This is a genomic window from Janthinobacterium sp. BJB301 (genome assembly GCF_002735685.1).
GTDB lineage: Bacteria > Pseudomonadota > Gammaproteobacteria > Burkholderiales > Burkholderiaceae_D > Janthinobacterium > Janthinobacterium lividum.
Genome location: NZ_PDZJ01000003.1, coordinates 488,188 through 499,873, shown reverse-complemented (window position 1 = coordinate 499,873; position 11,686 = coordinate 488,188). Strand labels below are relative to the sequence as shown.

General features: G+C 61.4%; 11 protein-coding genes. 5 read left to right on the top strand and 6 right to left on the bottom strand.

Translation table 11 applies throughout. The features are described from left to right. The first annotated feature begins 10 nt into the window (after window positions 1-10). On the top strand, window positions 11-421 hold the full coding sequence (locus CSQ91_RS21555; protein WP_034782445.1) for a hypothetical protein: 411 nt from the start codon (window positions 11-13) through the stop codon (window positions 419-421). Window positions 422-448: 27 nt separating this feature from the next. After that, a complete protein-coding gene (gene proB, locus CSQ91_RS21550) occupies window positions 449-1,567 on the top strand; it encodes a glutamate 5-kinase (RefSeq protein WP_099389553.1) in 1,119 nt (372 codons plus the stop codon). A 53-nt stretch (window positions 1,568-1,620) separates the two neighbouring features. Here proB and nth read toward each other — a convergent pair whose 3' ends face one another. Together nth and rsxB are read right to left on the bottom strand one after the other, a co-directional pair. Then, a complete protein-coding gene (gene nth, locus CSQ91_RS21545; RefSeq protein ID WP_034782448.1) occupies window positions 1,621-2,268 on the bottom strand; it encodes an endonuclease III in 648 nt (215 codons plus the stop codon). Further along, on the bottom strand, window positions 2,265-2,996 hold the full coding sequence (gene rsxB / locus CSQ91_RS21540) for an electron transport complex subunit RsxB (RefSeq protein ID WP_099389552.1): 732 nt from the start codon (window positions 2,994-2,996) through the stop codon (window positions 2,265-2,267). Before rsxB ends, nth begins: the two co-directional genes overlap by 4 nt. 365 nt (window positions 2,997-3,361) lie before the next feature. On the opposite strand from rsxB, the gene CSQ91_RS21535 reads away from it, so the two are divergent. The 3 genes from CSQ91_RS21535 to CSQ91_RS21525 all read left to right on the top strand — a co-directional run bounded on the left by CSQ91_RS21535 (window position 3,362) and on the right by CSQ91_RS21525 (window position 7,487). Further along, a complete protein-coding gene (locus CSQ91_RS21535; protein WP_099389551.1) occupies window positions 3,362-4,102 on the top strand; it encodes a substrate-binding periplasmic protein in 741 nt (246 codons plus the stop codon). Between the two features lie 126 nt (window positions 4,103-4,228). Next, window positions 4,229-6,763, top strand: a complete 2,535-nt coding sequence (locus CSQ91_RS21530) for a TonB-dependent receptor plug domain-containing protein (RefSeq protein WP_099389550.1) — start codon at window positions 4,229-4,231, stop codon at window positions 6,761-6,763. A 46-nt stretch (window positions 6,764-6,809) separates the two neighbouring features. Then, window positions 6,810-7,487, top strand: a complete 678-nt coding sequence (locus CSQ91_RS21525) for a DOPA 4,5-dioxygenase family protein (RefSeq protein WP_099389549.1) — start codon at window positions 6,810-6,812, stop codon at window positions 7,485-7,487. A gap of 54 nt (window positions 7,488-7,541) precedes the next feature. Here CSQ91_RS21525 and CSQ91_RS21520 read toward each other — a convergent pair whose 3' ends face one another. From CSQ91_RS21520 to CSQ91_RS21505, 4 genes are all read right to left on the bottom strand, one after another. After that, window positions 7,542-8,762 (bottom strand): polyhydroxyalkanoate depolymerase, encoded by a 1,221-nt coding sequence (locus CSQ91_RS21520; protein ID WP_070260064.1) that lies wholly within the window; start codon window positions 8,760-8,762, stop codon window positions 7,542-7,544. Window positions 8,763-9,037: 275 nt separating this feature from the next. Then, window positions 9,038-9,361, bottom strand: coding sequence for a ferredoxin FdxA (gene fdxA / locus CSQ91_RS21515; RefSeq protein ID WP_034782458.1), 324 nt, complete (start codon window positions 9,359-9,361; stop codon window positions 9,038-9,040). A gap of 353 nt (window positions 9,362-9,714) precedes the next feature. Further along, window positions 9,715-10,002 (bottom strand): protealysin inhibitor emfourin, encoded by a 288-nt coding sequence (locus CSQ91_RS21510; RefSeq protein ID WP_034782459.1) that lies wholly within the window; start codon window positions 10,000-10,002, stop codon window positions 9,715-9,717. 89 nt (window positions 10,003-10,091) lie between these two features. After that, complete coding sequence (locus CSQ91_RS21505; protein WP_099389548.1) at window positions 10,092-11,489, bottom strand: hypothetical protein; 1,398 nt, start codon at window positions 11,487-11,489, stop codon at window positions 10,092-10,094. Between the last annotated feature and the right edge of the window lie 197 nt (window positions 11,490-11,686).

The window sequence follows — 11,686 nt, the reverse complement described above, 5'->3', positions numbered from 1 at the left end:
CTTTACCCTGATGTCGGTACAGACGGCCGCTGTCGCGCCAGCGCGCAAGCAAGCGTGGCAGCGCCGTGTATTGCATCTGATCGCGTATGCTTACGGGCTGAGCGCGGTCGCCTGCCTGTTGTTCGCCGATGAAATGGCGGCCGGCATGGGCATCTTCCTCAATGGCGTCAACGGCTACAGCCAGTTCTACGCTACTCATGTCGGTGTCTGGGGCGCTACCGCGCTCCTGGCGCTGTTCGCGGCACGGCAGGGCGAACCGCCTGTCCTCGGCGATATCACTGCAATGTTGGTCCTGGCGCAGCCCGCCGGCCGTCTGTTCGCGGCCATCAGCTTCGGCTTGCCCCAGGGTTTTGTGTTGTTCATGTGCGCAATGGAGCTGACGGCGGGGCTGGCCTTGCTGCTGCTGCGTCCTGCGCGCTGACGTCTATTAAGTGAAGAGCGCCGCCCCATGGATTCCGTGATTCAAAAAGCTACCCGCATCATCATCAAAGTTGGTTCTTCGCTGGTCACCAACGATGGCCGCGGACTCGATCATGCCGCCATCGCGCGCTGGGCCGCGCAGATTTCCGGCTTGCGCGCCTTGGGCAAGGAAGTCGTGCTGGTGAGCTCCGGCGCCATCGCCGAAGGCATGCTGCGCCTCGGTTTCGAGCAGCGCCCCACCGATATCCACGAATTGCAGGCTTGCGCCGCCGTCGGCCAGATGGGCCTGGCGCAAATCTATGAAAGCAGCTTCCGCGCCCACAGCCTCGGCACGGCGCAAGTGCTGCTCACGCACGCCGACCTGGCCGACCGCGAACGCTACCTGAATGCCCGTTTCACCCTGACGACCCTGCTGCGCCTGGGCGTGGTGCCGATCATCAATGAAAACGACACCGTCGTCACCGATGAAATCAAGTTCGGCGACAACGACACCCTGGGTGCCCTGGTGGCCAACCTGATCGAAGCCGATGCGCTGGTCATCCTGACAGACCAGCACGGCCTGTTCTCGGCCGACCCGCGCAAGGACCCGGACGCTTACCTGATCACGCAAGGCATCGCCGGCGATCCGGCCCTGGAAGCGATGGCCGGCGGTGCCGGCAGCAGCCTGGGGCGTGGCGGCATGCTGACGAAAATCCTTGCCGCCAAGCGCGCCGCCAAGTCCGGCGCCCATACCATCATCGCCTGGGGCCGCGACAGCGACGTGCTCAGCCGCCTAGCCCAGGGCGAAGCGATCGGCACGGAGCTGCGGGCGCAAACGGGGCAATTGACGGCGCGCAAGCAGTGGATGGCCGATCATCTGCATACGGCCGGCGCCGTCGTGCTCGATGCGGGCGCCGTGCAAAAGCTGCGCCAGGAAGGCAAGTCACTGTTGCCGATCGGTGTGACGGGCGTGAATGGCGAATTCGGCCGCGGCGCCGTGATCACCTGCGTCGATGCCGATGGCGCGCCCGTGGCGCGCGGCCTGTCCAACTACACGAGCGGCGAAGCGCGCCGCATCATGCGCAAGCCTTCGACCGAGATCGAGTCCATCCTCGGCTACATGGAAGGCCATGAGCTGATCCATCGCGATAATATGGTCTTGCTGTAAGCTCCCGCTTGCTGCGAATCAAAAAACGGCCCTTGCGGGCCGTTTTTTTTGCTTTATACCACGGCCGGCATCGGCGACTTGTCCTTGTAATCGCACAGGTCGGCAATCATGCAGTTCCAGCATTGGGGCTTGCGCGCCGTGCACGTGTAGCGGCCGTGCAAGATGAGCCAGTGATGGGCGTCGTGCAGGAATTCCTTGGGGATGAATTTCAGCAGTTTTTGTTCGACGATATCGACATTCTTGCCTGGCGCGATGCCGGTGCGGTTCGAGACGCGGAAGATATGTGTGTCCACGGCCATGGTCGGTTCGCCAAACGCCGTGTTCATGACCACATTCGCCGTCTTGCGGCCCACGCCGGGCAAGGCTTCCAGCGAGGCGCGGTCGCGCGGCACTTCGCCGCCGTGCTGCTCCAGCAGGATCTGGCAGGTGGCGATGACGTTCTTCGCCTTGGTGCGGAACAGGCCGATGGTGCGGATGTAGCTGGCCAGCTCGTCCACGCCCAGGGCCAGTATCGTGGCCGGCGTATTGGCGACCGGATACAGCAAACGGGTCGCCTTGTTGACGGACACGTCCGTCGCCTGCGCCGACAGCAGCACGGCGATCAGCAGCTCGAACGGCGTCGTGTAGTCGAGTTCCGTTTTCGGGGAAGGGTTGGCGGCGCGAAAGCGCGTAAAGATTTCCAGGCGTTTGGCGGCGTTCATGCGTCTTTTTTCGGGGTGATGGGGGCTGGCTGGGCGGTGTCCGTGCTGGCGGCAGCGGCCTTGGCGCGCGCGCGCTCCATGGCGGCAGCGATGATGGCGCGCTTGCGTTCCTTTTCGGCCTGTTCGTCTGGCGTGACGGGTACTTCCTGCGTCACTTCGTGCATCTTGGCGACGGCCTTGGCGGCCAGGCGTGCTTCATTTTCCTCTGTTTCCCGGCGCAAACGCTGCGTGCGGAAATCGTGGCGCGCGCGCGCGTCGTCCGCCTCGGCCTGGCTCCAGGCATCCCAGCCCGTGGCGTCGCCGCTGACCGGGTACATGACGATGCAGTCGACGGGGCAGGGCGCCACGCACAGGTCGCAGCCGGTGCACAGATCGGTGACCACCGTATGCATCTGCTTGGCGGCGCCGACGATGGCGTCGACGGGACAGGCCTGGATGCACAGGGTACAGCCGATACACAGCGATTCGTCGATATAGGCGACAGATCGCGGACGTTCGAGGCCGTTGACGGGATTGAGCGGAATGACTTTTTTGCCCAGCAAGCCGGCCAGGCGCACGATGCCCTGCGCGCCGCCCGGCGGGCACTGGTTGATGTCGGCGCTGCCTGCGGCAATCGCTTCCGCATACGGGCGGCAGCCGTTGTAGCCGCATTTGGTGCATTGCGTTTGCGGCAGCAAGTCTTCGATCTGGTCGGCAAGTGGGGGAGAGGCGGGATGCGGCACGGTCATCTTCAATACGGTAAAACGTCATTATCGGCCATCTGGCGCGCGCACAAGTAAAAACCTGGCTCGTGAGAGGGAATAGCTGGCGCATGGCAGGCCTGTTGCAGGCACGCCGCAATCGTATTTTATTTCCCTTGGGAATGTCAAAGTGCAAATAAACAACTTTGCAATTTCTTTTTTTTATGGGAGCATGATTTTTATCAAGCCTGTAATCAAAAAAAGCCGACCGCCAGTCCTGTTGCCGCGCCTGCATTGCAAGGTGCGCCAGGCCATAGGAGCCAAACATGCGTTTCCTCCGGACAGTTGGTTTGCCCTTCTGTTTATTCATGCACGCTACACTTGCCCTTGCACACGGGCAGGCTGGCTCCCCCATGGCGGCGCCGGGCGCTGCCAGCTCGCGCATCGTCCGCTTCGCCGCGGAAGACTGGCCGCCCTTTATTTCCCGCAGCTTGCCTGCCGACGGCATGTCCGGGGCGATGGTCAGCGCCATCTTCGAACGCATGGGCTATGTCGTCAAATATGAGTATTTCCCGTGGAAGCGCGCCATGCAGTTTGGCCTGGCCAGTTCCCGCTATGCCGGGTTTCTGGCTGTCTGGCGTACGCCCGAACGGGAAAAACTCTGCCACTTCTCGGTTCCGGTTGGCAATACGCAAGGCGTGCTGGCCTACCTGAAGGAGGATGGCGTGCCCGGCACCGCCCTGGCCGACCTGGGCAAGCTGCGTATCGGCACCGTGGCCGGTTATTCGAATGGCGAGCAGTTCGACGGCATGGTGGCGCGCGGCGAGTTGAAGACGGAAGAGGGCTTGAACGATGCGACGAATCTGAAGAAACTGCTCATCAAGCGTTACCGCGTGATCGTCATCGAACGCCATGTCCTGCAGCACTTGCTGATGGGACGCAACTTCAGCAAGGTCGAGCGGGAGCGCATCGCCATCATCGATACCGTCTTCAAGGAGCGTCCCGTGCACGTCTGCTTCCAGCGCGACGCGGAAGGAGCGGCGCGGCAAAAGCGCTTCAACGAGGCGGCGCGCGACATCGATACGGCCCGGCTGGAACGCGATTACTGGAAGCGGCTCGACCAGAGCCTGGCGACCGCCCCGGCCAGTCCCTGACACGGCGCGCCGCTGTTGTTAGTTGCCAAAACGAAATATCTAAATACGAAACCATTCGTTCTTGTTTGTTTGTCCATCCTTTAGTCTGCAACCACTGTGTTGACGACTTGAAAAGGATGTTTCCGTATGCTGGAATTGATTCACAAGCAAGACCCCATCCCGCGCCTGCGGCAACTGGCGTACGCCGTCTCGGTGGCCGTGCTCGTGCTGGGGGCGCCTGGCGTGGTCCACGCAGAGGCCGTGCCGTTTGACACCGTCATCGTCACGGGGGCGCGCGGCACGGGCCGCACGGTGGCCAACAGCGCCGCACCGATCGACGTGATCAGCGCGCAGCAATTGCAGGCCACGGGCAAATTGAACTTGCTCGATGCGCTGGATACGGCCTTGCCGTCATTCAACTTGCCGGCCCGCGTGCAGCCTGACCTGGGCAGCATCGTGCGCGCCGGGCAGCTGCGCAACCTCGATCCCTCGCATACCCTGGTGCTGGTCAATGGCAAGCGCCGGCATACGACGGCCATCGTCAATGAGGATGGCTTTCCGGGTTCCGTCGCCACCGACCTAGCCCTGATCCCCACGGGGGCGATTGCCCGCGTGGAAATCCTGCGCGACGGTGCTTCCGCCATCTACGGTTCGGACGCCATCGCCGGCGTCATCAACATCATCCTGAAGTCGGATGACAAGGGCAGTTTCAGCACGCAACTCGGTTCCACCTACGAGGGCGACGGCACGAACGGGTCGGCGCGCATCGATGGCGGCACGCGCCTGGGCGAACACGGCTTTGCCCACTTCGGCGCCGAAGTCCAGCGCCAGGGCATCGCCGTGCGCAATTTTGGACTGAATCCCGCCTATCTGTCGTATCCGGCCGTGCGCAACAGCGATGGCCAACTGGTGAAATTGGGACCGAACAACAGCTTGCCGGCCGGCGCTTCGCCGAACCCGGCCGAAGCAAACCGCAACAGCAATCCATGGCGCAATACGGGCGTGCCGCAAAGCACGACCGCCTCGCTCAGCGCCAACCTCGGCTATGACGTGTCGAACGAGGTGCAACTGTATGGTTTCGGCACCTATGCGCACCGCAATGCCCGCTCGGCGCAGAATTTCCGCCTGCCCAATACCATTTTTAATAACAACAAAGGCTTGCTGGCCGTGTATCCCGACGGTTTCACGCCATATGAAACGACGAGCGAAAACGACTTTTCGCTGACGGGCGGTGTCAAGGGTGAGACGGCGGGCTGGTCCTGGGACCTGAGCACGACATATGGCCGCGACGATATCGACGTGGGTGTCGAACACTCGGCCAATTACTCGCTGACCTATCCCGGTGGCAAGACCGATTTTACTATCGGCAATCAGCGCTACAGCCGCTCGACCACGAATGCCGATGTGCGCCGCCCCGTGCAGCTGGGCTTGAGCGAGCCGGCTGACCTGAGCCTGGGCCTCGAGTATTCGCATGAAACGCAGCAGCGCAGCCCGGGAGAACCTGCCTCTTACCAGGGCAGCGGCTCATCGGCGCTGGCCGGCTACCTGCCCGTCGACGCATCCGACACGGCGCGCCACAGCCATGCGGCGTATATCGGCCTGGGTGCGAAACTGACGCCGCAATTGCTGCTCGACACGGCTCTGCGCGCCGAGAAATATTCCGATTTCGGCAGCAAGACGACGGGCCGCTTGTCCACCCGTTATGACGTGACGTCCACGGTCTCCGTGCGCGCTACCGTCAGCAACGGTTTCCATGCACCTAGCCTGGTGACGCAATCGTATTCGAACACGTCCGACCATGCGGGCGTGCCGTACACCCTGGCGCAGCCCAATTCCGCTGCCGCACGGGCCTTGGGGGCGCAAGCATTAAAACCGGAAAAATCGACGAATCTGTCAGCAGGGCTGACCTTCAATCCTACGCCCACCCTGCGCCTGGCCGTTGACGCGTATCAAATCAAGGTCAGCGACCGCCTGGGCGTGTCGTCGAACATCGGCATTGACCGCAGCTCTGGCGTGGCGCTCGACGGCAGCGGCCGGCCACTGACGGGGGCGCAAGCGAGCGTCATTGAAAACCTGCTGCGCTCGGCGGGGCTGACGGTGGGCAATGGCCTGGTGGCGCATTACTTTGCCAACGTGGGCGACACGCGCACGCGCGGCATCGACTTGACGGCCGAGGATGTTCTGCGCGTGGCCGATGGCAAGCTGCGCTGGACGGCGGCCGTGAATATCAATCACACGAGTCTGGTTGGCAAGGCGGCACTGCCGGCGGTGCTGCAAGGTTTGCCGAACATCGGCACCTTGAGCAAGTCGGCCGAGTACGACTTGCTGTACCGGGCGCCGCGCGATAAGGAGATCGTCACCCTGGCGTATGAAAAAGCCGGCTGGACATTCAACCTGCGCGAGACGCGCTACGGCAAGCTCAAGCGCCTGAATGCCATCACGGGCGGCGACTACCAGCTGAAGGCCGCCTTCGTGACGGATGTCAGCGTCGGCTACGACATCAGCAAGCGCATCAACGTGACGGTGGGCGCCAACAATGTCTTCGACCAGAAGCCCAGCCAGGTGCCGCGCGCAGCGCGCAGCGCCGCGAATCTGGCGCAGTACACGGGCGCCTACGACAATTCGGGACCATTGGGCGTATTGGGCGGTTACTACTACGCCCGCGCCACTGTTCACTTTTGATCTGCCTTCTCTATCTCCGTACTTATCATCAAGAACAGGAATTGACATGTCTGACAACACTCAACACGCGGCCATCGACCTGGAATGGGCCAATCTCCTCTCGCCGCAGCGCCGCACGGTCTTGCGCGGCGGCGGCTTGGTGGCGGCATTGGCCGCTTCCGGCTTGGCGGGCACCGCCCTGGCGCAGGATGGCGCAGTAAAACGCGCCAAACCTGCACCGGGCAAGAGCCCGTGGGGCGAGCATACGGACAAGGCGCCCACGCCGCGCCTCGTCAGCGTGCGGCCCGGCGAGGAAACCTTGCCATCGACACCGCGCGCCTACACGGATATCGAGAGCTATCACGCGCATATCTATTTTGACGAAGACAGTTACCAGAAAGCGGCGCTGATACGCAAGTGGGCGGCCGAGCGTTTCCAGATCGAGCTGGGCGACTGGAACCTGGAGCCGCGCGGCCCGCACGTGACGCCGTCGTTTTATTTTGGCTTTACCAATGATCTGCTGCCCGTGATCGTGCCGTGGCTGCAGCTGAACAGCCTGGGCCTGACGATACTGATCCACCCGAATACGGAAGATCCGCGCGCCGATCACCTGTATTACGCGCTGTGGGTAAACCGGTCGCAGCCTGTGAATGGCTATGCGATGAAGAAGCCGGGACCGGGTGAGCCGAGAGTCGAGCAGATCTTTGTGAATACGCGTCCGACGGTGAAAATCGAGCGCGCATGAAAAAAAGCCACACCAGTGTGAACTGGGGTGGCTTTTTGATGGATATGCCGTGTATTAGCCGTGTTTCTGGATGAATTCGCCGATTTTCGGGCAAATGATCTCGCGCCAGCGGCGGCCCGAGAAGATGCCGTAATGGCCGCATTTCGGCGCCACGAAGTCTTGTTGCATCTCGGCAGGGATACCGGAACACAAGTCATGCGCCGCCTGCGTCTGGCCGGCGCCGGAAATGTCGTCCAGTTCGCCTTCCACGGTGAACAGCGCCACATTCGTGATGTCTTGCGGACGCACCAGCTGGCCGCCCACTTTCCACGTGCCCATCGGCAGGCTGAATTCCTGGAAAACCGTTTTAATGGTTTCCAGGTAGTACTCGGCCGGCATGTCCAGTACGGCGTTGTACTCGTTGTAGAACTGGCGGTGGCCTTCCGCCGGCTCGTCGTCGCCCGTCACCAGGTGCATGTAGAACTCGCGGTGGCTTTGCGCGTGGCGGCCCGGGTTCATGGCGATGAAGCCGGCATGCTGCAGGAAGCCCGGATACACCTTGCGGCCAAAGCCCGGATAGTTCGGCGGAACCGCGTAGATCACGGTGTTTTCAAACCACGAGAATTTCTTTTCCGTCGCCAGGTTGTTCACTTGCGTGGGCGAGCGGCGCGGGTCGATCGGGCCGCCCATCATCGTCATGGTTTTCGGCATGTGCGGATCTTTGGCTGTCGCCATCAGCGAGATGGCGGCCAGCACGGGCACGGTCGGTTGACAGACGGAAATAACGTGCAAGTCAGGCGCCAGCAGGCGGATGAATTCCTGCACATAATAAATGTAGTCGTCCAGGTGGAACGGGCCTTCCGTCAGCGGTACCATGCGCGCGTCCGTCCAGTCGGTAATGTAGACATCGTGCTCGGCCAGCAAGCCGCGCACGGTATCGCGCAGCAGGGTCGAGTGGTGACCGGACAGGGGGGCAACCAGCAAAACTTTGGGCTGTTGCAAGCCAGTGGCTTCTTTTTTGAAGTGAATCAGGCGGCAAAACGGTTTTGTCACGACAACGTGTTCGCGGATGTCGACGCTCTCGCCTTGGACGAGAACGGATTGGATGTCGAATTGTGGTTTTTCGTAGTCTTTGCCAAGGCGGTACATCAGCTCGTAGCCGGCTGCGATGCGTTGCGAAAACGGGGTGTGGGCCAGTGGAGAAACCGGGTTGGTAAATAACTTGGAGGACATGTCTGCCCATTGCATCACCGGAGTGAGGAAAGAGCGTTGCAGTTCGTGCAGTTGGTAAAGCATATAGAGTCCTTGTTTAATTCCAAGCGCCAATATCGGCTCAAATATCATAATCCAATTCTACGATATTTGTTGAGGACAAAATGTGCTTTACCGCGCACAGGTCCACAGTTTGCGCTTTGGTGTGACAGGGCGCCACACTTGCGTGGATAGAGCTGCAACGATGCTTTAAAAGCAAAAAAAGCAGCGTTTCCGCTGCTTTTCGTCTGTTTTTTCGCCGCCCCGCCCCTGCGGAGAAGAGTCTCTCCGCCAGAACGGCCGCGGCAAGTGCCGTGCGCTTAGCGCACCAGCATGTCGAGCTTGTCCTTGACGTCCTTGAATTGCTCGGCTTCCGGCAAGGCAGCCTTCGTCTTGGTGATCGAAGGCCAGTTACGGGCCAGATCGACGTTGATCTTGATGAAGGCTTGCTGGTCGCCCGGCACGTCTTCTTCCGCGAAAATCGCGTTCACCGGGCACTCTGCCACGCAGACTGCGCAGTCAATACATTCGTCCGGATCGATTGCCAGGAAGTTCGGGCCTTCCCGGAAACAATCTACCGGGCAGACATCGACGCAGTCGGTATAGCGACAGGCGATGCAGGATTCGGTGACAACGTGGGTCATAACAGTCCTATCAATTTGGGGGAGGTGCTGTAGCGCCTGCAGGAAACTCGGCGGCGCATACTAAAGCAAAGCATTGTATTTTAAGGCAATTCGCTATTTCTCACAAATCCCGCTTATATACAATACATATAAGCAAATTCATTTTTTGACGGTGCCGTTGCCGCGCAGAGCGGGTAATTCAGCGACTATCCGGGACGTTGCCATAAAGAACGCGGCAAGAAAGCGACAGTCACCCGATGCGGCAGGGTGCAGGGTGGGCGGTGTGCTGGCTTGCCGTGTGGTGTTTTTGTTTTACTCAAATCAAGACCGGCACAAAATAAGCGCCGGAACAATCAGGCCAAGTGTCGGAACATTCAGGCGCTGGCGCGTATTTGCGTCAGTAACTGTTGCCAACGTGCATTTTCAGCACTGCCATCCTCGGCAAATGTGATGGTGCGGCGCGCGGTGGGCGCGTCAACGGTGATCTGCCATTGGGGGATATCGGCACCCACCTGCTGGCCCGTCGCCTGCGAGTGCGTGAAAAAGCCGCTGCTGGCCAGTGCCGCTTCCAGTCCGGGGCCGGCCGGATGGGCTTGCGTATCGATGTCGTACTGTTCGCTCAGGCCGGCAAAGCCGCCGCTGCTGCGGGCTGAAATTTTCATGCTGCTCCTTCTGGTGGACGGTGGTGGGGACGTGGTGCGGCATGTCATCGCCTGCTGCCGACTATTGACTGGCTTGCGGCGTATGGCATTTATCGGGGCGCGTAGCTGCGGCACCAGGCCGCCAGTGCTTCGCGCTCCGCTTCCAGCAAGTGGTCCGATTCGCTGTATTCCGCATGGTTCATGGTACCGCAGCAGGCGCGCCTGTCTTGCACGGCACCCTCGTCATCGACGATGCCTGCGGCAAAGGTCATTTGCCCATCTTCCGTCATGGCATTGTTCTTGAGTACTTCGCGCACGGTAAAGCTGTTGCGGATGAAGTCCAGGTAGGCGGTATAGCCGTCGGCCTGCGCCAGGGTCAGCATCTGGCCGGCCACGTCGGCATACGTGGCCGCATGGTCGGGAGACGCCACCAGGGCGCGCAAGACCAGGCTGCGCAGGTAGTCGCCGCAGCGGTGCAGCACGGCAGCGTCGTCTTCCAGCTGGGGCTGGCGTTCATGGGCAAAGATGTCGGCCAGGATGTCGTAGACGGCGCCTGTAAACACTTGCGAGATGGCGTGCACTTCCGTGCCTGCTTCTGACAATTTGATGTCATTGTCGGCATTGCGCAAACCGTTAGGCCGGCCCAGCGCCAGACCGAACTGTTCCGCCAGGTCGGCCAGGAAGGTTTTGTCGTGCAGATCGGACTTGGTTTGCGCGATCACGGCTTCGACCTGGTCCAGCTGCGACAGGGCCAGGAAGATGGCCGTCAGGTCGCCGAACGATTCGTGCAAGCCGCCCGTCTGCGGCGGGTTATTGTTGAGCAGCCAATTCGGTTTGAGGCCATCGAGGATGGCATGCCCAGTTTCATGCGAGACGATGTCGAGCGAACGGCAGGTATAGACGCGCTCGGTGGCGCCGCTGGGAATGAAATCGCCGAACTTGAGGGCCTTGTCGCTGCGGCTGTAGTACGCATTCATGACATTGGGCAAGCCGTGCGGAAACACGCGCAGGGGGGCCGTATTGCTGGCGCTATTCCATTGCCAGGGCAGGGGCGAGGCCGTGCCGTTGCTGGCCAGCGCACGCTGGTACATGGTGAGCGTCATGCGCACGATGGCAAACGTGTGCACGGCGTCGAACTGGTCGGTGTTGGGCGAGACGATGAAGTCGCCAAAGGCGTTCGGGCTGACCTGGGCGATGCCCGGCTCGCCAAAGGTGATGCGTGCATCGCGCGGGCCTTGCAGGGTCAGGCCGGCGAGGAAGGTCTTGCGCGTGCCCAGTTCGCTCACGGACGGGTCCTGCTTCCAGATCAGCACGCGCGAACCGACCGGCACGGCTTCGAGCTTGCGGGTGGTGGGGGCGAGCACGCGGGGCGGACCCGGCTGCAAGGTCAATTGCGCATTCTTGCGGTGCTGGCGGTAGGGCGCCGATGGGGTGGGGACATAGCCGACGGGCAGGGACACGCATTTGGTCAGCACGGCTTCGACCGGCACGATGACTTTCTGGTCCATGTTAGCTCTCCAAGACACTCGCAACTGGAATGGAGATAGTCGGCCCGCTTCGGTGGTTTTGGTTTGATGCGGCGCAAGTGCGGCGCAGGAAAGCGCGGTTTTTTCTGCGTGCCGGCGCCACCCATGGCCGCGGCTGCCGCATGGCGGCTGGTATGATGCTGGCCGTATTGCCCCCGTTTTTATAATAAAAGGATCGT